At 64.5% G+C, this 24,210-nt stretch carries 22 protein-coding genes; 11 read left to right on the top strand and 11 right to left on the bottom strand.

Going from position 1 to position 24,210, the window contains the following annotated elements:
• Positions 1-134 precede the first annotated feature (134 nt).
• Together ribA and VB672_RS13575 are read left to right on the top strand one after the other, a co-directional pair.
• A complete protein-coding gene (gene ribA / locus VB672_RS13580) occupies positions 135-1,247 on the top strand; it encodes a GTP cyclohydrolase II RibA (protein WP_442932041.1) in 1,113 nt (370 codons plus the stop codon).
• Between the two features lie 201 nt (positions 1,248-1,448).
• Positions 1,449-2,168, top strand: a complete 720-nt coding sequence (locus tag VB672_RS13575) for a DUF4198 domain-containing protein (RefSeq protein WP_329784730.1) — start codon at positions 1,449-1,451, stop codon at positions 2,166-2,168.
• A gap of 63 nt (positions 2,169-2,231) precedes the next feature.
• On the opposite strand, the gene VB672_RS13570 is transcribed toward VB672_RS13575, so the two are convergent.
• The 7 genes from VB672_RS13570 to VB672_RS13540 form a co-directional block, all read right to left on the bottom strand.
• A complete protein-coding gene (locus tag VB672_RS13570) occupies positions 2,232-3,401 on the bottom strand; it encodes a M20 aminoacylase family protein (RefSeq protein WP_329784729.1) in 1,170 nt (389 codons plus the stop codon).
• Positions 3,402-3,485: 84 nt separating this feature from the next.
• Complete coding sequence (locus VB672_RS13565) at positions 3,486-4,697, bottom strand: peptide ABC transporter permease (RefSeq protein ID WP_329784728.1); 1,212 nt, start codon at positions 4,695-4,697, stop codon at positions 3,486-3,488.
• Positions 4,698-4,948: 251 nt separating this feature from the next.
• Positions 4,949-5,839 carry a 3-hydroxyisobutyrate dehydrogenase gene (mmsB, locus tag VB672_RS13560; protein WP_329784727.1) on the bottom strand — a complete coding sequence of 297 codons (891 nt, stop codon included), beginning with the start codon at positions 5,837-5,839 and terminating at the stop codon, positions 4,949-4,951.
• A complete protein-coding gene (locus VB672_RS13555) occupies positions 5,836-6,270 on the bottom strand; it encodes a DUF4267 domain-containing protein (protein ID WP_329784726.1) in 435 nt (144 codons plus the stop codon). The genes mmsB and VB672_RS13555 overlap by 4 nt, the downstream gene beginning before the upstream one ends.
• Positions 6,267-6,638, bottom strand: coding sequence for a DUF5367 family protein (locus VB672_RS13550; protein WP_329784725.1), 372 nt, complete (start codon positions 6,636-6,638; stop codon positions 6,267-6,269). The genes VB672_RS13555 and VB672_RS13550 overlap by 4 nt, the downstream gene beginning before the upstream one ends.
• Positions 6,635-7,786 (bottom strand): isobutyryl-CoA dehydrogenase, encoded by a 1,152-nt coding sequence (locus VB672_RS13545; RefSeq protein WP_329784724.1) that lies wholly within the window; start codon positions 7,784-7,786, stop codon positions 6,635-6,637. Before VB672_RS13545 ends, VB672_RS13550 begins: the two co-directional genes overlap by 4 nt.
• Before the next feature lie 149 nt (positions 7,787-7,935).
• The gene (locus VB672_RS13540) at positions 7,936-9,432 is read right to left on the bottom strand and encodes a CoA-acylating methylmalonate-semialdehyde dehydrogenase (protein WP_329784723.1); all 1,497 of its coding nucleotides are present in this window, start codon (positions 9,430-9,432) and stop codon (positions 7,936-7,938) included.
• Between the two features lie 123 nt (positions 9,433-9,555).
• On the opposite strand from VB672_RS13540, the gene VB672_RS13535 reads away from it, so the two are divergent.
• The 3 genes from VB672_RS13535 (at position 9,556) to VB672_RS13525 (ending at position 12,051) form a co-directional block, all read left to right on the top strand.
• On the top strand, positions 9,556-10,446 hold the full coding sequence (locus tag VB672_RS13535) for a LysR family transcriptional regulator (RefSeq protein ID WP_329784722.1): 891 nt from the start codon (positions 9,556-9,558) through the stop codon (positions 10,444-10,446).
• Between the two features lie 70 nt (positions 10,447-10,516).
• On the top strand, positions 10,517-11,488 hold the full coding sequence (gene tal / locus VB672_RS13530; RefSeq protein ID WP_329784721.1) for a transaldolase: 972 nt from the start codon (positions 10,517-10,519) through the stop codon (positions 11,486-11,488).
• A 5-nt stretch (positions 11,489-11,493) separates the two neighbouring features.
• Positions 11,494-12,051 (top strand): cysteine hydrolase family protein, encoded by a 558-nt coding sequence (locus VB672_RS13525; RefSeq protein ID WP_329784720.1) that lies wholly within the window; start codon positions 11,494-11,496, stop codon positions 12,049-12,051.
• 83 nt (positions 12,052-12,134) lie between these two features.
• Here the strand turns inward: VB672_RS13525 and VB672_RS13520 are convergent, their stop codons facing one another.
• The 3 genes from VB672_RS13520 to VB672_RS13510 all read right to left on the bottom strand — a co-directional run bounded on the left by VB672_RS13520 (position 12,135) and on the right by VB672_RS13510 (position 16,785).
• The gene (locus tag VB672_RS13520; RefSeq protein ID WP_329784719.1) at positions 12,135-13,814 is read right to left on the bottom strand and encodes a thiamine pyrophosphate-binding protein; all 1,680 of its coding nucleotides are present in this window, start codon (positions 13,812-13,814) and stop codon (positions 12,135-12,137) included.
• A 75-nt stretch (positions 13,815-13,889) separates the two neighbouring features.
• Positions 13,890-15,440 carry an L-piperidine-6-carboxylate dehydrogenase gene (gene amaB, locus VB672_RS13515; RefSeq protein WP_329784718.1) on the bottom strand — a complete coding sequence of 517 codons (1,551 nt, stop codon included), beginning with the start codon at positions 15,438-15,440 and terminating at the stop codon, positions 13,890-13,892.
• Positions 15,441-15,651: 211 nt separating this feature from the next.
• Positions 15,652-16,785 carry a saccharopine dehydrogenase family protein gene (locus tag VB672_RS13510; RefSeq protein WP_329784717.1) on the bottom strand — a complete coding sequence of 378 codons (1,134 nt, stop codon included), beginning with the start codon at positions 16,783-16,785 and terminating at the stop codon, positions 15,652-15,654.
• Between the two features lie 114 nt (positions 16,786-16,899).
• On the opposite strand from VB672_RS13510, the gene VB672_RS13505 reads away from it, so the two are divergent.
• Both VB672_RS13505 and VB672_RS13500 read left to right on the top strand, forming a co-directional pair.
• A complete protein-coding gene (locus VB672_RS13505; protein ID WP_329784716.1) occupies positions 16,900-17,328 on the top strand; it encodes an Lrp/AsnC family transcriptional regulator in 429 nt (142 codons plus the stop codon).
• On the top strand, positions 17,325-18,533 hold the full coding sequence (locus VB672_RS13500) for an NAD(P)/FAD-dependent oxidoreductase (protein ID WP_329784715.1): 1,209 nt from the start codon (positions 17,325-17,327) through the stop codon (positions 18,531-18,533). The genes VB672_RS13505 and VB672_RS13500 overlap by 4 nt, the downstream gene beginning before the upstream one ends.
• On the opposite strand, the gene VB672_RS13495 is transcribed toward VB672_RS13500, so the two are convergent.
• Complete coding sequence (locus tag VB672_RS13495; RefSeq protein WP_329784714.1) at positions 18,530-19,252, bottom strand: hypothetical protein; 723 nt, start codon at positions 19,250-19,252, stop codon at positions 18,530-18,532. The genes VB672_RS13500 and VB672_RS13495 overlap by 4 nt on opposite strands.
• A gap of 207 nt (positions 19,253-19,459) precedes the next feature.
• Between VB672_RS13495 and ugpB the strand changes: the two genes are divergently transcribed.
• From ugpB to VB672_RS13475, 4 genes are all read left to right on the top strand, one after another.
• Complete coding sequence (gene ugpB / locus VB672_RS13490) at positions 19,460-20,767, top strand: sn-glycerol-3-phosphate ABC transporter substrate-binding protein UgpB (protein ID WP_329784713.1); 1,308 nt, start codon at positions 19,460-19,462, stop codon at positions 20,765-20,767.
• A gap of 128 nt (positions 20,768-20,895) precedes the next feature.
• Positions 20,896-21,777: a sn-glycerol-3-phosphate ABC transporter permease UgpA gene (ugpA, locus tag VB672_RS13485; RefSeq protein ID WP_329784712.1), complete on the top strand. Its 882-nt coding sequence runs from the start codon at positions 20,896-20,898 to the stop codon at positions 21,775-21,777.
• Positions 21,777-22,622: a sn-glycerol-3-phosphate ABC transporter permease UgpE gene (gene ugpE, locus VB672_RS13480; RefSeq protein ID WP_329784711.1), complete on the top strand. Its 846-nt coding sequence runs from the start codon at positions 21,777-21,779 to the stop codon at positions 22,620-22,622. Before ugpA ends, ugpE begins: the two co-directional genes overlap by 1 nt.
• Before the next feature lie 113 nt (positions 22,623-22,735).
• Entirely contained in the window at positions 22,736-23,812 is a 1,077-nt protein-coding gene (locus tag VB672_RS13475) for a sn-glycerol-3-phosphate import ATP-binding protein UgpC (protein ID WP_329784710.1), read from the top strand.
• Positions 23,813-24,210 lie beyond the last annotated feature (398 nt).

Genomic DNA, 24,210 nt, shown 5'->3' with positions numbered 1-24,210 from the left:
CACATTTGTACGATTAGGGTTCGAGGGAGGCCTGTGATAGGGTGAACATCATCCTGAAGCTCGACTTCAGGGGCCCTTGGCCTTCAAGATCTCTTCATCGCCAGAATTGAGGCCGTTTGCCTGAGTTTCCAATGATGCGCCTGACTTTGAGCCTGTCCGACAATCCCGCCACGACCTCGGTCGAGCGGGCGATCATGGAGTTTCGCAGCGCCCGTCCCGTAGTGATCGACGGGACAGAGGGCAGTGCGCTCGTGGTCGGTGTCGAGGACCTGGATGAGGCCTTGAGCGCCGAGATCGAAGCCATCGCGGGCGGCCACGCCCATCTCGTCCTACCTGCGGCGCGGCTGCGACGCCTCGGTCTCGATCGCGAGGGTCCAGGCCGGGTGGCCCTGCCGGTGGTGGATCGGAGCCGGGTGGAAACCCTGGCCCTCAAGGTCGACGGTCGTATCGACGCGCCGGTTCGCCCCGCCGACGAGATGGACAATGAGGCGCTGGAACTGGCCCGCCTATCCCTCGTCCTGCCGGCGGTGGTCGTCGTGCCGCTGGCCCAGGGGATCGAGATTGCCCCATCGCTTGTCCGAGTCTCGGGCGCGGACGTCCGCGGCTACCGGCGCGCCAAGGCGACGGAGCTGAAGATCGTGAGCCGGGCTCCGGTGCCGCTCGAGGGGGCGCCCACGAGCGAATTCGTGGTGTTCCGTGGCGGCGAAGGCCTGCGCGATCAGGTGGCGATCATCGTCGGCAAGCCGGACGTCTCGAAGCCCGTCGCCGTGCGGCTGCATTCGGCCTGTCTCACGGGCGATCTCTTCGGCAGTCTCAAATGCGATTGCGGCGACCAACTGCGCGAGACCGTGCGTTTCATGGCCCAGAGCGAGGGGGGCATCCTGCTCTATCTCGACCAGGAGGGACGCGGGAACGGCATCGCCAACAAGATCCGCGCCTACAAGCTCCAGTCGCAGGGCTACGACACCTATGACGCCGACGAGGTTCTGGGTTTCGAGGCCGATCAACGCCGTTTCGATTTCGCCGCCGTGATGCTCAAGGAACTCGGTGTCGGCAAGGTCCGCCTCATGACCAACAACCCCGAGAAGATCGCAGCTCTCACCAAGGCCGGGCTCGAGGTGATCTCCGACCATCGTGTGCTGGGCCGCCCCACGGCCGAGAACGTCAGCTACCTAACCGCCAAGCGCGACCGTGCCGGGCACTATATCGATCTCGAGGGCATGCTCGCGTGCTCGAACAAGGATTGAGCCCTCCTCGCCTCTGACCTGCCGTAGAATCACCAGCAGGGTTTGGAGACTCCTGTGGAGTTCGTGGGGGTTATCGAGTGCCATTCCCGTCGTAAGTCTCTGTAGCGATGAGATTTCTCTCTTTCGCCTCGTCTCGGCTTGCCGCATGAAAGAGCTGCGTATAGTATACTATACGAAGCTCTTGAGCATGAGGAGATGACGATGCTGCGCCGAATATTGCTTGCCATTGCTGCTGCCGGGGCTCTGACGAGCGCTGCCCAAGCCCACGGGATCTGGACGGCCCAACGCCACGGGGACCTCGCCATCGTCTATGGCCATGGCGCTGGGGACGAGGCCTACAGGCCGGACAAGGTGAAGAGCGCCGTCTCGCACTTGGTGTCGGGTGAGACGAGGGACAGTAAGATCCAGCATCAGGCCAAGAATGCCTTGGTCGAGCCCGCACCGGATGCGGTGGCTCTGACTGTGACCTTCGATAATGGTATTTGGACGAAAGGCCCGGACGGAAAGTCGGTCAACCGCCCCAAAAGCCAGGTGACCGGAGCGCAGTCGGCGAGCCGCTCCATCAAGATCAACACGACGATCCTGAAGCCCGGCGCTCCCCTCAAGCCTGCAGGCACAGATCTTGAGATCGTGCCCCTCGTGGATCCACTGAGCCTGAAGATGGGAGACGATCTTCCCGTCCAGGTCCTTTCAGGCGGACAGCCTCTTGCGGGCGTCCCACTCTATGTCGACTACGTGAACGACGGACATGCCCGGAGCAGCAAGACGGATGCGGACGGAAAGGTGACGCTCTTCGTCCGCAACGACGGCCTCAACGTGATCGGCGTCTCTCACGCAAAGATCGCGCCCGACAATGCCGAGATCGATCAAACGAGCTATTTCGCGACCCTCTCCTTCACCCTGCCGCATGGCGAGGATTGAACGGTCCTGCCGATCAATCCCGACCGGACTGGGAGGTTGGCCTCATGGGAGGCCAACCTTTCTTCATCGCGCCGGCATGCCGGTCTCGACGATCTTCGCCCAGAGCGAGACGCCGTAGGGGCTCGCTTCGTCGTTGAAGTCGTAGGCCGGGTGGTGAACGCCCGCCGTATCCCCGTTGCCGAGGAAGATATAGGCCCCCGGGCGCTGCTCCAGCATATAGGAGAAATCCTCCGCGCCCATGAGTGGAGGCACGGTGGTGTCGACCGCGCTCTCCCCGGCGACGGCACGGGCGACGTTGGCCATGAACTCCGTCTTGTCCGGATCGTTCATGGTCACCGGATAGCCACGGTCGTAGTCGACCTCCGCCTTGGCGCCGAAAGCGGCGCAGACATTCTCGACGATGGCGCGGATCCGGGTCTCGGCGAGGTCGCGCACCTCAGGGGAGAGGGTGCGCACGGTACCGAGCAGCATCGCCGTCTGCGGAATGACGTTGAAGGCTTCGCCCGCCTTCACGGTACAGACGGAGACCACCACGGAGTCGAGCGGATCGACGCTGCGCGAAGCGATGGTCTGCAAGGCCGTGATCACGTGGGCCGAGATGACCACCGGATCGATGCAGTCGTGAGGACGCGCCGCATGGCCGCCCTTGCCTTCGATCGTAATGGTGAATCGGTCGGCCGCGGCCATCATCGCGCCCGGCCGGATGGCGAACTGGCCGACGGGAATGCCCGGCATGTTGTGCATGCCGTAGACCTCCTGCACGCCGAAACGCTCCATCAGGCCGTCCTTGAGCATTTCATTGCCGCCGCCGCCGCCTTCCTCGGCCGGCTGGAAGATCACCACGGCCGTGCCGTCGAAGTTGCGCGTCTCGGCCAGATACTTGGCCGCGCCAAGCAGCATCGCCGTATGGCCGTCATGGCCGCAGGCATGCATCTTGCCGGGCACCTTGGACTTGTGGGGAGCGTTCGTCGCCTCCTCGATGGGGAGTGCGTCCATGTCGGCGCGAAGGCCGATCACCTTGCCCGAAGCGTTCGAACGGCCCTTGATCACGCCGACGACGCCGGTTCGCCCGAGACCGGTCACGACCTCGTCGCAGCCGAAGCTCTTCAGCTTCTCCGCCACGATGCCGGCGGTGCGATGCACGTCGAACAGGAGCTCCGGGTTCTCATGAAAGTCGCGACGCCAAGCGGTGATTTCATCGGCAAGATCGGCGACGCGGTTGATGATCGGCATGAATGTTCCTCGGGTTTCAGAATCCTGAAACCGTCAGCCAAGCAGAGGCAGGGCCTTTCCGTCAATCCTTCTCCGCACGATGCGCTAGACTGCGCGGCGCAGAACGGCCTTCGGCCGCTTCGTGCGGAATTGCCCGCGCTCGATGGCCACGAAGATCAGCACCAGAACCACGAGCGCCGTGAACCACCAGACCTGGGTGGTGCCGATGCCGAGGCAGCCCAGGGCAAAGGTGCAGGCGAACGCCGCCATGATCCCCGGCGCCACCGTGGCACGGTGGCTCTTTGCGCCGACGACGGCCTGATACAGCAGAACGCTGCCTGCCACGGTACCCACCAGCCCGAGCTCATACCAGATCTCGAACAGCAGGGTGGACGGCGCACTCGGCGGCATCAGTCCGAAGAAGCGGCCGCGCAAGGCGGTCTCCAGGCCATGTCCCGTCAAAAGCCGCAGCGGCTCACCGAGGATGATCTGGCGCCATACCTCGAGCGCGAGGGTCGTGGAGGAGTTCGCGCCGAGCAGATTGGCTGCGAAGGGCTTCAAGATGAAAGGCAGGAGCGGTGCGAACAGCAGAAGGCCCGCCATCACGAAACCGATCAGGCGTGATCCGGAGACCGGATTCCATGCGGTGATGACGAAGACGACCGCGCCCGCGGCCAAACCGTACAGAGGCAGGCCGTCACGGGTGAGGAGTGAGCACACGGCGACGGCGAGTGCCAGCCCGATCGCTTCCAGGTTTCGCCCGCGGGAATGAAGCCAGGCGATGGCGGGCCAGAGCAGGAGAACGAGCATGAGCATGCCGCGTTCCAGGCTCAGGCTGTCGGGATCGAAGCGGCTGCCGCCCATGATCGCCAGGACAATGGCGATCATGGCGGCGAGACCGACGCCGATGGGCAGAAGATAGAGATTTGCCGAGCGCATGCGTTCGGGCACGGCGAGATAGCCGCCCAATCCCATGAGAACCATGCCCGTGACGTTGAGGAGCCGCTCGGAGGCCTGGGGCAGAAAGGGTGTCCAGAGCAGGGAGAGCCCGGCCCAGAGCAGCAGGACCAGCCCGGCCACTCCGCCCGGAGAGACGGCAAGCGTGGTCAGCTTGTCCCAGGCATTCCGCGCGCTTCCATCGAGCACCGAGGCGAGGACGAGGAGAATCACCGCAAGCGGTGCCATCACCACGAGGGCGCGCCGTGTGAACAGAGCCGCCAGAGGCACGGCGAAGAACAGGATCGCGAAGCCGAGGCGCCGCAGCACGGCGGCGGCATCGGCTGACGGATTGGCCGCTTGGGAAATAGGGCGGATCATGCGAGCAAGCAATCAGCGGTTGAGTGATCAGGTGAGGGAAGCCTAGCGGACGGGAGGGTCGAAAGCTGTAGGTGCGATGCAACACATCCTTATCTTTGCACTTGGTCTTGCCGCTGAGGATCAAGCGACGGGATCGGCGGGCCAGATCGAGCCCGTCCCTCGTCATCCCCGGGCTTGGCGCGCCGAGGGCGAGGCTCGTCGAGGGAGATGGCCGGATGAGCCCGGCCATGGGCATGGCTGGTTGGCGGCGCTCAGCCCTTCTGCCCCCGAATGAAGTTGATGATGCCGGAGAAGTCGTCGCCCTCGTGTCCGGCGTTGTTGAACAGGGCATAGAGCTGAGCCGCCTCCGCGCCCAGTGGCGTCGACGCGCCTGAGGCGAGCGCCGCCTCCTGCGCGAGCTTCAGGTCCTTGAGCATCAGCGCCGCAGCGAAGCCCGGCTTGTAGTCGTTGTTGGCGGGCGAGGCCGGGACGGGACCGGGGACCGGGCAATAGGTGGTCAGCGACCAGCATTGGCCTGAGGAGGTTGAGGCGACGTCGAACAGCGCCTGATGCGACAGTCCGAGCTTCTCGCCCAGAACGAAAGCCTCCGCTACGCCGATCATCGAGATGCCCAGGATCATGTTGTTGCAGATCTTTGCCGCCTGACCGGCTCCGGCCTCACCGCAATGGACGACTTTCTTGCCCATCTTGGACAGGATCGGCTCGGCGCGGTCGAAGGCGTCTTTCGTGCCGCCCGCCATCAAGGTGAGCGTCGCGCCCTTCGCGCCGCCGACGCCGCCCGACACCGGCGCATCGAGGCTCAGCAGGTTGCGCCCCTGTTCGCGCGCCATCGCATGCGCCTTGCGCGCGCTCTCCACGTCGATGGTGGAGCAGTCGATGAGCAGGGTGCCGTCCTTGGCCGAGGGCAGGATCTCTGTCCAGACCGAGAGCACATGCTTGCCGGCCGGCAGCATCGTGACGACGACTTCCACATCCCGTACGGCATCGACTGTGGACCCGGCGATGCTCACGCCGTCGCTGCGCGCCTGATCGCAGGAGGCCGGGGAGAGATCGAAGCCGGTGACGACATGGCCTGCCTTGACGAGATTGGCCGCCATGGGTCCGCCCATGTTGCCGAGGCCGATAAAGGCGAGATTGGTCATGAGAATCCTCCCTTGTTGTGATTTGATGGTCGGCTGAGAAGCCAGAATGCGCCGGCCGCCATGACGAGGCCGCTGCCCGCATGCAGCAGGAGATGCTTCGGGCTCTCGAAACCCCTTTCGAGAAAAACGAGGATGACGTCGCCAACGGGAATGAGAATCGTGAGCGCGAGCACCATACCGACGATGCGACAAGTCGACAGACGCGCCAGGGCGGCGAGATAGGTCCCGAAGGCGAGATCGCGCAGCCCGATGGCCGAGACGTAGGATAGGCTTGGCCCCTCGGGCGCGGGGATTCCGAAAAGCGCTGCGCCAGCGCGCGGCGCGACGAGGAACAGTAGGCCCAGGACGACGAACACGCCCGACAAGGCGAACACGAGCCACGTGCTCGGCTCGTGCAACGGCAATCCCGGAGGTTCGCTCCTGTACGTCATGCGCGTCGCGCCAGCCACAGGGCTCCGATGAGCGCGAAGCCGTAGAACCACAGGATCAGCGAGCCGAAGACCTTGTCGAGGGCTGGGTCGAGCTGTGGGAAGAAGACGGCGAAATGCGACCCCACGGCGGCCAAGATCAGCATGCCCGGAACGGCTGCCGCTGCCATGACGTGGATCGCGGCTTTTCGCGGCACCCGCAGGATGCGGTTGATCGACAGGCCCCACCCAAGGCCCAGTGCTGCTCCTGCCGTGAAGTTGAGCTGGAACGATCGTCGTCCGTCCAGGAAGAACCACGGGCCTGCGAAATGGAACAGCGCGAAGATCGCCGCGGCGATGCCGAAGCCAAGGCCGAGCGATCTTGCCATCATCGGTTGCCGCGCCCCACCAGATCGCGCGCCACGATTAGGCGCATGATCTCGTTGGTGCCCTCGAGGATCTGGTGCACGCGCAGGTCCCGCACGATCTTCTCCACGCCGTAATCGGCCAGATAGCCGTAGCCGCCATGGAGCTGGAGCGCGTCGTTCGCGACCTGGAATCCCACGTCGGTGGCCATGCGCTTGGCCATGGCGCAGAGCTTCGTGGCATCAAGCGCCTTGGCGTCCAGGGCGGAGGCGGCGCGCCACAGGAAGGTGCGTGCCGCTTCGAGTTCGGTGGCCATGTCGGCGAGCTTGAACTGCAGCGCCTGGAAATCCGCGATGCGCTTGCCGAAGGCCTTGCGGTCGCCCGTATAGGCGAGCGCCTTGTCGAGGGCCGATTGCGCGCCGCCGAGGGAGCAGGCGCCGATGTTGATACGACCGCCGTCGAGACCTGACATGGCGATTTTGAAGCCTTGGCCTTCATCTGAGAGCCGGTTGGCGACGGGCACGCGCACGTCCTCGAAGATCACGGCGGCGGTGGGCTGCGCGTTCCAGCCCATCTTTTTCTCCTGTGCGCCGAAGGACACGCCGGGCATGTCCTTCTCGATCACGAGGGTCGAGATGCCGGAGGGACCATCCTCGCCCGTGCGGACCATAGTCACGTAGATGTCGGAGGTGCCGGCGCCGGAGATGAACTGCTTCACGCCGTTGACGATATAGTGGTCGCCGTCGCGCAACGCCTTGGTCTTGAGCGCGGCCGCGTCCGAACCGGAGCCGGGCTCGGTCAGGCAATAGCTTGCGATCAGCTCCATGGTGCAGAGGCGCGGGATATAGCGCTGGCGCTGCTCGTCGGAGCCGTAGCGATCGATCATCCAGGTCGCCATGTTGTGGATCGACAGATAGGCCGAGACCGCCGGGCAGCCGGTGGCGAGCGCCTCGAAGATCAGCGCCGCGTCGAGCCGCGTCATGCCCGATCCGCCCACATCGTCGCGGGTATAGATCGCCGCCATGCCGAGGGCTGCCGCCTCGCGCATCACATCCACGGGAAAGTGTTTCTTCTCGTCCCATTCGAGGGCATGGGGAGCGAGGTTGTCCGCCGCGAAGGCAAGCGCCATGTCGCGGACGGCGATTTGATCATCTGTCAGAGAGAACTGGGTCATGGTCCTAAATCGTCATGGCGAGGGAGGTTGTGCACCCCGACTTTGGATCTAGAGCATCTTCAGGCGAAGTGGTCTGAGGTGCCGTTAAAAAGATGCAGCCCTAAAATGCAAATGGCCGGGAGCGAGCCCCCGGCCATGTCTGTGATGACTTACTTCATCGTCGGAATGGAGAATTCCGCGCCTTCCTTGATGCCGGACGGCCAGCGGGAGGTGACAGTCTTGGTCTTGGTGTAGAAGCGGACCGCGTCGGGCCCATGCTGGTTGAGGTCGCCGAAGCCGGAGGCCTTCCAGCCTCCGAAGGTGTAGTAGGCGAGCGGCACCGGGATCGGCACGTTGATGCCGACCATACCCACGTTCACGCGGGAGGCGAAATCGCGGGCGGCGTCGCCGTCGCGGGTGTAGATCGCGACGCCGTTGCCATATTCATGGTCGGAGGGCAGGCGCAGGGCCTCGTCGTAGTTCTTGGCGCGCACCACAGAGAGGACGGGACCGAAGATCTCTTCCTTGTAGATGCGCATGTCGGGCGTGACGTCGTCGAAGAGGCAGCCGCCCATGTAGAAGCCGTTCTCGTAGCCCTGCATCTTGAAGTCACGGCCGTCGACCACGAGCTTGGCGCCTTCCTGCACGCCGAGATCGACGTAGGAGCGCACCTTCTCCATGTGAGCCTTGGTGATCATCGGGCCGAAATCGGCTGAAGGGTCGGTGGAAGGACCAACCTTCAGGCTCTCGACGCGCGGGATCAGCTTGTCCATGAGCGCATCGGCGGTCGCCTTGCCGACCGGCACCGCGACCGAGACCGCCATGCAGCGCTCGCCCGCCGAGCCGTAGCCGGCGCCGATCAACGCGTCCGCCGCCTGATCGAGATCGGCATCGGGCATGATGATCATGTGGTTCTTGGCGCCGCCGAAGCATTGGGCCCGCTTCCCGTGCGCGGTGGCGCGGGAATAGACGTATTGCGCGATCGGCGAGGAGCCGACGAAGCCCACGGCCTTGATGTCCGGGTCGTCGAGGATCGCGTCCACCGCTTCCTTGTCGCCGTTGACCACGTTGAGGATGCCGGCCGGAAGACCCGCCTCCATCATGAGTTCGGCCAACCGCATCGGCACGCCCGGATCGCGCTCGGACGGCTTGAGGATGAAAGCGTTGCCGCAGGCGATGGCGGGCGAGAGCTTCCACAGGGGGATCATGGCCGGGAAGTTGAACGGCGTGATGCCGGCGACCACGCCGAGAGGCTGGCGGATCGAATACATGTCGATGCCGGGGCCGGCGCCTTCCGTGAACTCGCCCTTCAAGAGATGCGGAATGCCGGTGCAGAACTCCGCCACCTCGACGCCGCGCTGGATGTCGCCCTTCGCATCGGCGACCGTCTTGCCATGTTCGCGGGCAAGCATATCGGCGAGCGAATCGGTCTCCTTGGCGATGAGCTCCAGGAACTTCATCATCACGCGGGCGCGGCGCTGCGGGTTGGTGGCGGCCCAGGCGGGCTGGGCGGCCTTGGCGTTCTCAACAGCCTGGCGCAGCTCGTCCTTGGAGGCCAGCGCAACCCGGCCGAGGACCTCGCCGGTCATGGGCTGGAAGAATTCGGTGCTCCGTCCCGATTTGCCGGGAACCTGCTTGCCGCCGATGAAATGTCCGACCTCGCGCATGGCGTGTGTCTCCTCCTGAAGGGTATTTTTCGTAGTTTCCTTTTATCATTGTTGAAATCGCACGACTATGGGTGAAGCTAAAGCACCGTTGTGCGAAAATACCAATATGGCAGCAGGGCCGGCATGAGTGCATTCGATTGGGACGACCTTCGCTTTTTCCTGGCCGTCGCTCGGGCGGGGCGGCTCACCGTCGCCGCGCGCCAACTCGAGGCCGATCACACCACCGTCTCTCGCCGCATCTCGGCTTTGGAACGGGGACTCAAGGCGAAACTCTTCGAGCGCAGCCCGCAGGGCTACACCCTCACCGAACAGGGCGAGCGGCTGCTGAAACATGCGGAGGCCATGGAGACTCAGGCGCTGGCCGTATCGAGCGAGCTCGGCGGGGCGGATCTCGCGCTTTCGGGGACCGTGCGCATCGGCGCGCCGGACGGGATCGGCACTTACTTTCTCGCCCCCGAACTCGGAGCGTTGGCCGAGCGGCACCCGGGCCTGACCCTGCAGCTCGTGGCCTTGCCGCGCACCTTCTCGCTCTCCAAGCGCGAGGCCGACATCGCCGTGACCCTGGAGCAGCCGACCGAAGGGCGCCTCGTCTCACGCAAGCTAACCGATTATCGCCTCAGGCTTTATGCCTCTCAGGACTATCTCAGGCGGCATGGGCCGGTGAGCGAGCTGTCCGACCTGACCGGCAAGACCCTCGTCACCTATGTGGCCGACCTGCTCTACAGCCCGGTGCTCGATTATTTCTCAGGCCTCGAGAAATACACCGCCCGCCGGTTCGAGTGCGCCAGCGTGGTGGCCCAGGCGGAGGCGGTGCGGGCCGGAATCGGCATCGGCATCCTGCATGATTACGCGGTGCGCCAATTCCCGGAACTTCAGGTCGTGCTGCCCGAGGTGTCCTACTTGCGCACCTATTGGCTCGTCACCCATGCGGATGTGCGATCCCTGCGCCGAGTGGAGGAGGTCTATTCCTTTATCTTGAGCCGGGTGCGGGCGAACCGGGGGCTCTTTGTCTGACGCTTTGCCCTTCACGCGGGCACTGGATGAGACTAAGTCAGACGTCAAAGAACAACCCACGGAGATCCCGATGCCCACCAAGCTCGACCAATTGCGCGCCATGACAGTCGTCGTCGCCGATACCGGCGATCTCGACGCGGTCCGGCGCCTCAAGCCCCAGGACTGCACCACCAACCCGACCCTGCTCCTGAAGGCGGTCGAGACCCCGGCCTACGGCCACATCATCGAGGAGGCCCTGGCCTGGGGGCGCTCCCAGGGTGGCAGCCGCGAGGGCGTGGTAGCGGCGATCTGCGATCGTCTCGCAGTGGCTTTCGGCGCCGAGCTTGCCGGCATCGTGCCAGGCCGCGTCTCCACGGAGGTGGATGCGGACCTCTCCTTCGACACCGAGGCGAGCGTCGCCAAGGCGCGGGCCATCATCAAGGCCTACGAGGAGCGCGGCATCGGGCGTGAGAAGATCCTGATCAAGATCGCCTCCACCTGGGAGGGCATCCGGGCCGCCGAGGTTCTCCAGAAGGAAGGCATCGACTGCAATCTCACGCTCCTGTTCTCCCAGGTGCAGGCCCAGGCCTGCGCGGAGGCCGGCGTGTTCCTGATCTCCCCCTTCGTCGGCCGCATCCTCGACTGGCACGTGAAGGCCGGCGGCGGGCCCTATACGGGCGAAACCGATCCAGGCGTGCTCTCGGTGCGCAAGATCTATGCCGCTTACAAGGCGCAGGGCATCAAGACCGTTGTGATGGGCGCCTCCTTCCGCAATACGGCTGAGATCGAGGCGCTTGCCGGCTGCGACCGGCTCACGATCTCGCCGGCGCTTCTCGACGAGTTGGCGAACGCGCAGGGCGAGCTGCCGCGCAAGCTCTCGCCGGACAATGCCGAAAAGATCCAGCCGCTGCCGCGCCTCGACGAGAAGAGCTTCCGCTTCGCGCTGAACGAGGACGCGATGGCGACCGAGAAGCTGTCCGAGGGCATCCGCTCGTTCGTGAAGGACCTGCGTTCGCTGCGCACGCTCGTGGCGCAACGGCTCGACGAAGCCAAGGCAGCCTGATCGCGATGTCGAAAGCTCTTGTCGTCATCGACGTGCAGGCGGGAATTCTTCCCGCCAAAGGAGCCGAACGCCCTGCCGTGAGGCAGCGCTTCGACGAGGTGCGTCGCCGGATCTCCAGCCTTGTGAGCGAAGCCCGGCGTGAAGGCGCCCCAATCGTCTTCGTCCAACATGCGGGAGAGCCCGGACATCGCCTCGAGGCGGGCACGCCCGGCTGGGAGATCTGCGAGGATCTGGGCAGGATCGCGGGCGACATCATCGTCAGCAAGACGGCCTGCGACTCGTTCTATGAGACGGATCTGCAGACCGTATTGTCCGAGCATGGGATCAGCCATCTCGTGGTCGCCGGTCTCATGACCCAGTATTGCGTCGATACCACTTGCCGCCGCGCCGTGAGCCTAGGATACGACGTGACGCTCGTGGCCGATGCGCACACGACGGCCGACATGCCGTCACTGACTGTCGAGCAGATTGTGGATCACCACAACGCCCTGCTCGATGGTTTCGATGCCGGAGAGGCCGTGATCAGGGTCAAGCCGGCGAGCGAGGCTTTCGCGACCGTATGAGCCGAAGCAGCAGGCACTGATGGGAAAAGGCGCTACGATCACCGTAGCGCCTTTCTTGTTCCTGGCCGAAGCTCGTCCCGCGACTACTTCTTCCCCGCCAGCGCCTTCTCGCGAATGGCCGTGAGCGACATGGTCGGCGTGATCACTTCCGGGTCGATGATGCAGTGCAGGAGCGCCGGCTTGCTGGAGGTGAGCGCCCGCTGCAGGGCCGGGCCGAATTCCTCTGTGGTCATCACGCGCTCGCCATAGCCGCCGAAAGCCTTGGCATAGGCGGCGAAATCCGGGTTCTTCAGCATCGTGGCCGAAACGCGGCCGGGATATTCCCGCTCCTGGTGCATGCGGATCGTGCCGTACATGCCGTTGTCGAGCAGGATCACGAGGATCGGCAGGTCGTACTGCACGGCGGTGGCGAATTCCTGACCGTTCATGAGGAAGTCGCCGTCCCCGGCGAACACCACCACGGGGCTGTCGGGGCGGACGCGCTTGGCGCCGACCGCGGCGGGCACGCCGTAGCCCATGGAGCCGGATGTGGGCGCAAGCTGCGTGCCGAATTCGCGGAAGGGCCAGAAGCGGTGAATCCAGGTGGCGAAGTTGCCGGCGCCGTTGCAGAAGATCGTGTCGGACGGCATGACCTTGCGCAGGTGCGCCATCACCTCGCCCATCTGCAGGCCGCCGGCGGTGCGGATCGTGCTCGGATCGCTCCAGGCCAGATAGTCCGCATGGGCTGTTTTCGTGCCCTCGCTCCAGGGGAGCGAGGCCGGCGGATGCACGCCTTCCAACGCTGCCGTGAAGGCGACCGGCGAGGCGTTGATGGCGAGATGCGGCGCATAAACCCGGCCGAGCTCGCTCGGGTCCGGATGGATGTGCACCAGCGTCTGCCGGGGCTCGGGAATATCGAGGAGCGTATAGGCCTGGCTCGGTACCTCGGAGAGGCGTCCGCCGACGAGCAGGACGAGGTCGGCTTCCTTGATGCGCGCGAGCAGCTTCGGGTTCACGCCGAGACCGAGATCGCCGACATAGGACGCATGATCGGCGGGAAACAGCATCTGGCGACGGAAGGTGCAGGCGACCGGCAGCTCGAAGCGCTCGGCAAAGCGCACGAAACGCTGCACGGCAACCTCGGACCAGCGGCTGCCGCCGAGCAGCGCGACCGGCTTCTTCGCACCATGCAGCAGCTTCTGCAGCTCCGCCATCTGCGTGAGACCCGGATGCGTCTCGATGATCTGATAGCGCGGCGCGTCGGCGACCTGCGCCATTTCGGTGAGCACATCCTCCGGCAGCGCGATCACGACAGGGCCGGGACGGCCCGACGTCGCCACATGGAACGCGCGGGAGACGATCTCCGGAAAACGCGCCGGATCGTCCACTTCCGTGGCCCATTTGGCGAGCGGTCCGAAGGCGGCGCGGTAGTCGAGCTCCTGGAACGCCTCGCGCTCGCGCATGCCGCGCTCGATCTGGCCGACAAACAGGATCATCGGCGTAGAATCCTGCTTGGCGATGTGGATGCCCGGCGAGGCGTTGGTGGCCCCGGGGCCACGGGTCACGAAGCAGATGCCGGGGCGCCCGGTGAGCTTGCCGTAGGCCTCGGCCATCATGGCGGCGCCGCCTTCCTGGCGGCACACGGTCACGTTGATGTTTGCATCATGCAGCGCATCCAGCGCGGCCAGGTAGCTCTCGCCCGGAACGCAGAAGATGTGATCGACTCCGTGGATGAGAAGCTGATCGACAAGAATCTGGCCGCCGGTGCGGGAGGTCGCTGTCATGGAAGGCTCGCATTGTTAAAAGGTCAGATAGCAAAACGGAGGGCATCGGCCCTCCGTTCATTGAGCGTGCAACGATCAGGCGTCGACGTCAAACTTGACGCCCTGCGCAAGCGGAAGCGTCGATCCGTAATTGATCGTGTTGGTGGCGCGGCGCATATAGGCCTTCCAGGCATCCGAGCCCGACTCGCGGCCGCCGCCGGTTTCCTTCTCGCCGCCGAACGCGCCGCCGATCTCGGCGCCCGAGGGGCCGATGTTGACGTTGGCGATGCCGCAATCCGAACCCGCGGCCGACACGAAGGCTTCCGCCTCGCGCAGGTTGAGGGTGAAGATCGAGGAGGAGAGGCCGGCGCCGACCGCGTTATGAAGCTCGATCACCTCGTCGAAGTCCGCGTAACGCATCACATAGAGGATCGGCGCGAAGGTCTCGCGCAGCACCGGACCGGTCTGGCTCGGCATCTCGACCAGCGCCGGACGGGCATAGAAGCCCCCATTGGCCACATCCGTGTACCGTCCGCCGCCGTGCACCTTGCCGCCGGCCGCGCGAGCCTCGTCGAGGGCGCGCTCCATGCCGTCGAACGCTGCCTTGTCGATCAGCGGGCCGACGAGCGTTCCTTCCACACGCGGATCGCCGATCTTCACGCTGCCATAAACCTTCACGAGACGCGGCACGAGCTGATCGTAGACGCTCTCGTGCACGAAGAGGCGGCGCAGGGTCGTGCAGCGCTGGCCCGCCGTGCCCATGGCGGCGAAGGCGATGCCGCGGAGCGCGAGATCGAGGTCTGCCGAGGGAGCCACGATGGCGGCGTTGTTGCCGCCGAGCTCAAGGATCGCGCGGGCAAAGCGCTCGGCGAGCTTCGGGCCGACCTGGCGACCCATGGCGGTCGAACCGGTGGCCGAAAGAACCGGCACGCGATGATCCTCGACAAGGATCTCGCCGATCTCACGGCCGCCCAGCAGCACTTCGCAGAGGCCTTCCGGCACGCCGCCGAAGCGCTTGGCGGCACGCTCGACGATGGCGTGCGTGGCGAGAGCCGTGAGCAGGGTCTTCTCGGAGGGCTTCCACACCACGCTGTCGCCGCATACGAGGGCGAGCGCCGCGTTCCAGGACCACACTGCCACGGGGAAGTTGAAGGCGGAGATCACGCCGCAGACGCCGAGCGGATGCCAAGTCTCCATCATGCGGTGATCGGCGCGCTCGGTCGCGATGGTGAGACCGTAGAGCTGACGCGACAGACCAACGGCGAAGTCGCAGATGTCGATCATTTCCTGCACTTCGCCGAGGCCCTCGGAGACGATCTTGCCGGCCTCCAGGGTCACGAGGCGGCCAAGATCCTCCTTCGTAGCGCGCAGTTCCTCGCCGAGGAGGCGGATGAACTCGCCGCGCTTCGGCGCCGGAACCTTGCGCCAGGCCTTGAAGGCGGCGTCCGCCCGGCCGATGGCGGCCTTGGCCTCCTCCGGTGTGGTCTCGCGCACATGGGCGATCACCTCGCCGGTGATGGGCGAGCGGGCCGGACGGCCGGTGGACGCGAAGGCGCTCTCCGGCACGCCGAGGCGTGCGAGAATGGCGCGGGCCTCGTCCGCAACGGAGGCGGGCGCGGAGGATACGGGTTTCAGGCTCGCGGTCATGTTGGATCTCCCTCGATGCGGGCTTGAGGCTTCCGTGAGAAGCCCGCCACCCTCGCTTGTCGTCGAAACGAAACGACGGCGGCTTTCATGCCACCGTCTTAATGCATGACCGGGAAGCCTGGGAACTGCTTTTCCCGAATAGGGTCATGCGGTTTGGTCAAGAACTTGGAATGCTCCCGCTTCTGGCGAAGCGGGAGCATAGTCCTTCTCGTCATGCCGCCGTGTCGAGGCGGATATTCTTGACTGCCGGCTCGTGGCTCTCGTCCAGACGTTCGCCCGCATAGACGCGGCCGAATCGGTTGGCCAGGAAGCCGTCGAGATCGATCTCCTCCTGGCGCACGAAACCCTGCTTCGGCAGCCTGCCCGCGACCAGCAGGTCGAGCATGGCGCAGATGCCGGCAGCGGTGGTTACCTGGATCGCGGTGCGCTGGATGCCTGCTACCTTCTGGCCGTAGATGCTGCGGGCATAAGTCTCCTGCACGTAGCGGCCGCCGCGCTCGCCGGTCACGGTCACGAAGACGATGACCATGTCCTGCATGGTGGCCGGAACCGCGTTCTCCAGGATGTCCTTCAGGACCTCGCGGCGGTTGCGCAGCTGAAGGTCATTGAGGAGCACCCGCATGAGGGCGCAATGGCCGGGATAGCGGATGGTCTTGTAGTTCAGGTTGCGCACCTTGCCTTCGAGGGTCTCGCACAGGGTGCCGAGGCCGCCGGAGGTGTTGAAGGCCTCGTAGCGGGTGCCATCGAGGGAGAATTCCTCAAGCTCCTCCATGGCCGGGACCTCGCGCAAGCGGCCGTCGACCACCGCTTCGCAGCGTTCGATATACTCGTTGATGACGCCGTCCGTGCTCCAGGTGAGATTGTAGGACAGGGCATTCGAAGGATATTGCGGCAGCGCGCCGACGCGCAGGCGCACGGTGTCGAGCTTGTCGAAGCGGCTCGCGATGTCATGCGCCACGATGGAGATGAAGCCGGGAGCAAGGCCGCATTGCGGAATGAAGGCCGTCGTGGCGCCTTCCGCCAGTTCCTTCACCATGCGCGTGGTGGCGACGTCCTCGGTCAGGTCGAAATAGTTGACGTCGGCAAGGCGCGCCGCCTGGGCCACGTGGCCGGTCAGGTGATAGGGCGCGGCGCTCAAGACCGCATAATGGCTCTTGAGGGCGTTCTGCAGGGCAACCGCGTCATTGAAGTCGAGCTGGATCGTCTTGACGCCATCCTTGGCGACCGCGTCGAGGGCGGCGGCGGACGCGTCCGCGACGGTGACGTCATAGTCGCCGGTCTCATGAAGCATGTCGACAATGGTGGAGCCGATCTTGCCGGCGCCGATGACGAGGATCGAGTGCATGGAAATCTCCCTGTGGTCCCGCGAGAAAACGGCAAAGCCATGCAAAGCGCCATAGACAAACTGACGAAAAGCCGAGTACTTTTCGGCATAATGCCATTGTGATTGGTCATAGTGATGCTCGACGCGACGGATCGTGCCTTGATTGCACTCCTGCGGGAGAATGCCCGGATCGGCCACGCGGAGGCAGCACGCCGCCTCAGGCTGTCCCGCACGACGGTGCAGGCGCGGGTCGAAAGCCTGGAACGCCGGGGCGTGATCGCCGGCTATACCTTAAGGCTCGCGGAGGAGGTCGCGAGCCGCATGGTGCGGGCGCACGTGACCATCGTGGTGGCGCCCAAGGCGTCGGGCGGGGTCGTCTCCGCGCTGCAGCGCATGCCTGAATTGCGCGCGCTTCATTCCGTCGCGGGTGTCTTCGATCTCCTGGCGGTGGTAGAGGCTGAGGACGTTCCCTCCTTGGACGCTGCCATCGACAGGATCGGCGCGCTCGAAGGCGTGGAGCGCACGCAATCCTCCATCATCCTCTCAACGAAATTCGAACGATGACCTTTTTAGCCTCTCCTTCAGCCGATGTCGTGATCGTCGGCGGCGCCGTCATGGGCTCCTCCACGGCCTATCATCTGCTCGCCGATTCCGGCTTCAAGGGACGCGTTGTCGTCATCGAGAAGGATCCGACGTACCAGCTCTCGGCTTCAGCCCTCTCGGCGGCTTCGATCCGCCAGCAATATTCAAGCGCAGTGAACATCCGCATCTCGCTCTATGGCATCGCGTTCCTGCGCAGCATCGGCGATCGCCTCGAGGTCGAGGGCGAGCGGCCGGAGATCGGGCTGAAGGAAGGCGGCTATCTCTACTGCGCATCGGAGGCCGGCGCGACGATCCTGGCCGAGAACCAGGCGCTGCAGGCCGCCGAGGGCGCGGACATCCTGTTCCTGAAGCCGGATGCGCTGAAGGAGCGCTTCCCCTGGCTCAACGTGGAGGATCTCGCGGCCGGCACTTGGGGTCGCTCGGGCGAGGGCTGGTTCGACGGTTGGGGTCTGCTCCAGGCCTTCCGCAAGAAGGCCCGTGCGCTCGGCGCCGAATACGTGAAGGGCGAGGTGGCCGAGGTCGAGCGGGACGGCAACGCGATCGTCGCCGTGCGGCTGAAGGACGGCACGCGGATCGCCTGCGGGGCGCTCGTCAACTGCGCCGGTTCCGGCGGACGCGCCCTGGCGGCCATGGCAGGGCTCAACATTCCGGTCCAGGCCAAGCGCCGCTACGTCTTCACCTTCTCATGCCGGGAGAAGGTCGAGAACTGCCCGCTGCTCATCGACACGTCGGGCGCCTATGTGCGGCCGGAAGGGGACGGGCATTTCATCTGCGGCGCCTCGCCGGAGGCGGATCTCGATCCCGACTGGTTCGACGAGGATCCGGCCAGCCAGGAGATCGACCATTCCTTCTTCGAGGAGTTCATCTGGCCGAGCCTGGCGCACCGCGTGCCGGCCTTCGAGGCGATCAAGCCGGGCCGTGCCTGGTCGGGGCCCTACGACATGAGCCTGCTCGATCACAATGCCATCATCGGGCAGGCCGGCGCTTTCAGGAATTTCTACCTGTGCAACGGCTTCTCGGGCCATGGCCTGCAGCAGGCCCCGGCGGTGGGTCGGGGTCTGGCCGAGCTGATCGTCCACGGCGGCTACCGCACCCTCGATCTGTCCGAGCTCGGCTACGAGCGCGTGCTCGCCAACCGTCCGCTGCTCGAGCGGAACGTCATCTAAAGACCCATCTCGTCGGAGGTGCGGTAGGCCCAGACCCGGCCGCCCCGGTTCATGTGGCGCTGCATCAAGCCGGGCTGATCAGGATCGGGCCGCGTGTCGACGGCAAGTTCGTTGACGCCTTCCCGGTCGGCCCGCTCGTCGCTGCGGCGCGAGCCGGTGCCGACCGTCGAGCTTGATCCCTGATTGGTCTGAGCAAACTCGTCCGTTCTCAGATCCGTGGTGCCGAGATCGTCCGCGCCTTCCGCCATCAGACCCATGCCGGGCAGGGTGCTGGTGGTGGTCGTTCCGGCGCCCGAGCCGCCGGTGATCCCGGCGCCGAGAGGCGCGCCCGCATCGGCCCCCGGTCGGTCGGACCCGCTCTCCTGCAGCCATTCCCGACTGCTACTGTCGAGGTCGACCGGGTCGAACATCTCCAGGACCCGCACGGCTTCCTCCATATTGTCCCGGTCGACCTGAGCGGCGATCAGGGTGCAGTGCCTGTGGAGACCCTGCTCGAAGATACGTTTGTCGGATTCCGGAAGATTCAGGTCGTGCAGCGCTTCCATAGATTCGTCCCGGGCCGACAGGCTGCGGAAGCCGGAGATCGAGGAGATCTCGCGGCCCTCGGCATTGCCGACGGCGACAATCCGGTTCTGGGCGATATCCATCTGCAACAAGGACTGAAGGGCTTGGCTGGCTTGGGCCGGATCCCTGAACAGGGCTGCGATCATCTGGGGCATGGGTCTCTTCCGTTAGGTTACTCTCTCAACGAAGAGGCGTTCCGAGCTGTTCCCCAAGACGGCCGTTAAGTCTTTTGGATGAAAGGGCTTCCATTTTGGAGCCGGCTATGATTGTCATGTTTTCGTCATAGAAACGTCATCCGGCCTTTATGCAGGGATGATGAACGACAAGAACGTCCCCGACGGGATGACATGGGAGAGAACACTATGATGAAGAAGTCCCTTCTCGGCGCCCTGGCCCTCGGCCTGGCGACGAGCACCTCCGCCTTTGCCCAGACCGAGATCCAGTGGTGGCACGCCATGACCGGCGCCAACAATGACGTCGTCAACCGGCTGGCGGACGAGTTCAACAAATCCCAGAACGAATACAAGGTGGTCGTCAGCTACAAGGGTCAGTATCCCGATACCCTGAACGCCGGCATCGCGGCGTTCCGTGCCGGTGGCGCTCCCCACATCCTGCAGGTGTTCGAAGTCGGCACGGCGACCATGATGGGTGCCCGCGGGGCGATCAAGCCGGTGCACGAGATGATGAAGGAAGCGGGCGAGAAGTTCGATCCGCAGGCCTATCTCCCGGCGATCACCGGCTATTACTCCACGGCGAAGGGCGAGATGCTCTCGTTTCCGTTCAACTCCTCCTCGATGGTCATGTGGATCAACAAGGACGAGCTGAAGAAGGCGGGCGTCAACGAGATTCCGAAGACCTGGCCTCAGGTGTTCGACGCCGCCAAGAAGCTCAAGGCTGCCGGCCATGACACCTGCGGCTTCTCGAACGCCTGGGCGTCCTGGGCCCATATCGAGCAGTTCTCGGCCTGGCACAACCTCCCGATGGCTACCAAGGCCAATGGTCTCGACGGCTTCGACACGGAGATGAAGTTCAACTCCCCGGCGCACGTGAAGCACCTGCAGAACCTCATCGATCTGCAGAAGGACAAGACCTACGACTATTCCGGCCGCGACTCGAAGAGCGAGGGCCGCTTCACCTCCGGCGAATGCGCGATCTTCCTCACCTCCTCGGGCTTCTACGGCAACGTGAAGGCCAACGCGAAGTTCGACTTCACGTCCGTGCCGATGCCGTATTACCCGGACGTGCAGGGCGCCCCGCAGAACTCGATCATCGGCGGTGCTTCGCTCTGGGTCATGGGCGGCAAGAAGCCTGAAGAGTACAAGGGCGTCGCCAAGTTCTTCGCCTTCCTGTCCGACACGGACCGTCAGGCCAAGCTGCACCAGGAATCGGGCTACCTTCCGATCACCAAGGCTGCTTACGAGAAGACCAAGGCCTCGGGCTTCTATGAGAAGAACCCGGTCCTCCAGACTCCGTTGCTGGAGCTGACCAACAAGGAGCCGACCGAGAATTCCCGCGGCCTGCGCTTCGGCAACATGGTCCAGATCCGCGACGTGATCTCGGAGGAGATCGAGGCCGCTCTCGCCGGTCAGAAGCCCGCGAAGGACGCCCTCGATACGGCCGTGACCCGCAGCAACCAGATCCTGCGTCAGTTCGAGCGTACCGTCCGCTAAGCTGATCTGATCCGCGCAAGTTGTCATCCCGGGCTGCTCAGAGGCTGCCCGGGATGATCTCATAGATCACCTTCGCAGACCGGTTGCCGCCGTCATCTGCCAGCCATCCCCGGACAACCGTAATCGCGATGGAAAAACGAGCTCTTTTTTCAGGTTGGACGCTGCCGCTCCTGCTGATCCTTCCGCAGATGGCGATCACCGTCGTCTTCTTCTACTGGCCGGCCTCGCAGGCGATCTGGCAATCCTTCCTGCGCGAGGACGCCTTCGGCCTCTCCTCCGAATTCGTCGGGTTCGAGAATTACGTCGGATTGTTCGAGCAGCCCGAATATTACCGGGCCATGGTCACGACCGTGATCTTTTCCTCCTTCGTGGCCTTCTTCTCGCTCGCCTGTGCCCTGCTGCTCGCGACGCAAGCCGACAAGAACATTCGCGCCGGCCATGCCTTCAAGACCCTGCTGATCTGGCCTTATGCCGTCGCTCCGGCTATCGCGGGCGTGCTGTGGATCTTCATGTTTCACCCGACGCTTGGCACCCTGTCGCGCCCGATCAATGCGCTGGGCATCAACTGGAATCCCATGCTCAACGGCAACCATGCCATGGCGCTTCTGGTGCTCTCGGCCACCTGGAAGCAGATCAGCTACAACTTCCTGTTCTTCCTGGCCGGCCTCCAGGCCATTCCCAAGAGCGTGATCGAGGCCGCGGCCATCGACGGCGCAGGCCCGATGCGGCGTTTCTGGACGGTGGTGTTCCCGCTCCTGTCGCCGACCACGTTCTTCTTGATCGTGGTTACGATCGTCTACGTGTTCTTCGAAACCTTCGGCATCATCGATGCGGTGACGGGCGGCGGTCCGGCCGGCCAGACCACCACTCTCGTCTACAAGGTCTATGCGGATGGCCGCCTCGGCGGCGATCTCGGCGGTTCAGCCGCGCAGTCGGTGATCCTGATGATCATCGTGATCGCGCTCACCGCCATCCAGTTCCGCTATGTCGAGCGCAAGGTGCAGTACTGATGGTCGAGAATCGTCCCTTCGCCCAATTCATGGCCTATCTGACGCTCGCTGTCGGGGTCGTCGTCGTGGCCTTCCCGGTCTATCTGGCGATCATGGCCTCGACCTTCGACGCCGCCACCATCATCAATGGCAACATGCCGCTCCTGCCGGGCGATCAGGCAGGCGTGAACTACCCGCGGGCGCTGTTCTACGGCGGTGTGCATGCGCGCGAGCCTGTGGGCGGCATGATGCTCAATTCTATGATCATGGCCATGGGCATCGCCATCGGCAAAATCCTGATCTCGATCCTGTCGGCCTATGCGGTGGTGTATTTCAAGTTCCCGTTCCGCAAGACGGCCTTCTGGATCATCTTCATCACTCTCATGCTGCCGGTGGAGGTGCGCATCTACCCCACCTACAAGATCGTCGCGGATCTCGGGCTGCTCGATACCTATACGGGCCTCATCCTGCCGCTCATCGCATCGGCCACCGGCACGCTGCTCTTCCGGCAGTTCTTCATGACGATCCCGGACGAGCTGCTCGAAGCCTCCAAGATCGACGGCGCGGGAGCATTCCGGTTCTTCAAGGACACGCTGCTTCCGCTCTCCATGACGACGATCGCGGCACTCTTCGTGATCCAGTTCATCTACGGCTGGAACCAGTACCTCTGGCCGCTGCTGATCACCACCAAGAGCTCCATGCAGACCATCGTCATCGGCATCAAGAAAATGATCACGACGACGGATGCACTCACCGAGTGGCAGATCGCGATGACCACGGCTGTGCTCGCCATGCTGCCGCCGGTGCTCGTAGTGATCTTCATGCAGCGGCTCTTCGTGAAGGGTCTTGTCGAAACGGAGAAGTGACGCGGATCGCGCTCGACTCTCCCTGTGAAAATCGGGGAGCGCTTCTCTCACGTACCGAAATTGTCGCCCGCTGCCCTCAGGCGGTGCGGGCAGGGGTTAAAAGGAACAGAACGATGGCAGGGGTAACGCTCGATACCGTCAGGAAGGTCTATGCGGGCAATGTGGAAGCCGTGAAGGGCGTGTCGCTCGGCATCGAGGACGGCTCCTTTTGTGTGCTCGTCGGCCCGTCCGGCTGCGGCAAGTCCACGTTGCTTCGCATGATCGCGGGCCTCGAGACGATTTCCGGCGGCGAGGTGAAGATCGGCGACCGGGTCGTGAACAAGATCGAGCCGGCCGATCGCGACATCGCCATGGTGTTCCAGAACTATGCGCTCTATCCGCATATGACCGTCTACGACAACATGGCCTACGGCCTGAAGAACCGCGGCACGCCCAAGGACGAGATCGAGAAGCGCGTGAAGGAAGCGGCTCGCATCCTGGCCATCGAATCCTTCCTCGCCCGCAAGCCGCGCCAGCTCTCCGGCGGTCAGCGCCAGCGTGTCGCCATGGGCCGCGCCATCGTGCGCAAGCCCCAGGTGTTCCTCTTCGACGAGCCGCTCTCGAACCTCGATGCCAAGCTGCGCGTGCAGATGCGCGTCGAGATCAAGCGCCTGCAGAGGGCTCTCGGCGTCACGTCGATCTACGTGACCCATGATCAGGTCGAGGCGATGACGCTCTCCGACAAGCTCGTGGTGATGTCCGGCGGCCAGATCGAGCAGGTCGGCAGCCCGTCCGAGGTTTATCGCCGCCCCGAGACCCGGTTCGTGGCCACCTTCATCGGTTCGCCGCCCATGAATATCCTGCCCGGCCAGGTCGAGGGTCCGGGCCGGGTGTCGGTCGGGGGGCAGTCCATTGCGGTCACGGATATGCGCGAGGGCCTCGCCCCCGGCTCGGCCGTCGAGGTGGGCCTGCGTCCTGAGGACGTGCAGGCCGGCGGCACCGGCACGAGTTCGCTGTCCATGGACGTGGACTTCGTCGAGGAGCTCGGCGCCACCCAGCTCTTCCACGGCAAGGTGGCTGGCGCCGAGTTCGTCGTGCAGGCCTCCACCGGCCAGCTTCCGGCGGACACCCGCAAGCTCACGCTGGCGGTCGATCCTGCCAACGTCCATCTGTTCGATCCGCAGACCACGAAGCGACTCGGCAAGATCTGATCTCGCTATATCGTCGTGGAGCATTTCAGGCCTCGGGCAATGCCCGAGGCCTTTTCGTTGTGCTCTGTCTCTGCCAGCCTATCCCACGTCATGGTCGTCCCCGGACTTGATCCGGGGATCAGTCCCGGCCATCCCGATCTTTTGGAGCACCGCGCTTTTCGTATCGCCATCACCGGCACAAGGCCGGTGATGGCGTGGGAGGGTATGGTCAAGGCTCGTGATGTTATGTTCTCACTTTGTTCTTGACACAGGATTACACCTGAGCTATACCCTTGTGCAGATCGGTTCCTGCGAGGGGCGCGCTCGCGAGGCGTCGCAGTGACGGGAGCCGGCACGGTCCTGCGGCAGGCCTCGCACGCCTGGGAGCGCAGGAGGCCGACCTTGGGTGTCGTCCCAGC

This window comes from Microvirga sp. CF3016 (assembly GCF_036314085.1).
Taxonomy (GTDB): Bacteria; Pseudomonadota; Alphaproteobacteria; order Rhizobiales; family Beijerinckiaceae; genus Microvirga.
The sequence above is the reverse complement of the archived record's forward strand: the minus strand, read 5'-3'. Positions and strand labels throughout refer to the sequence as shown.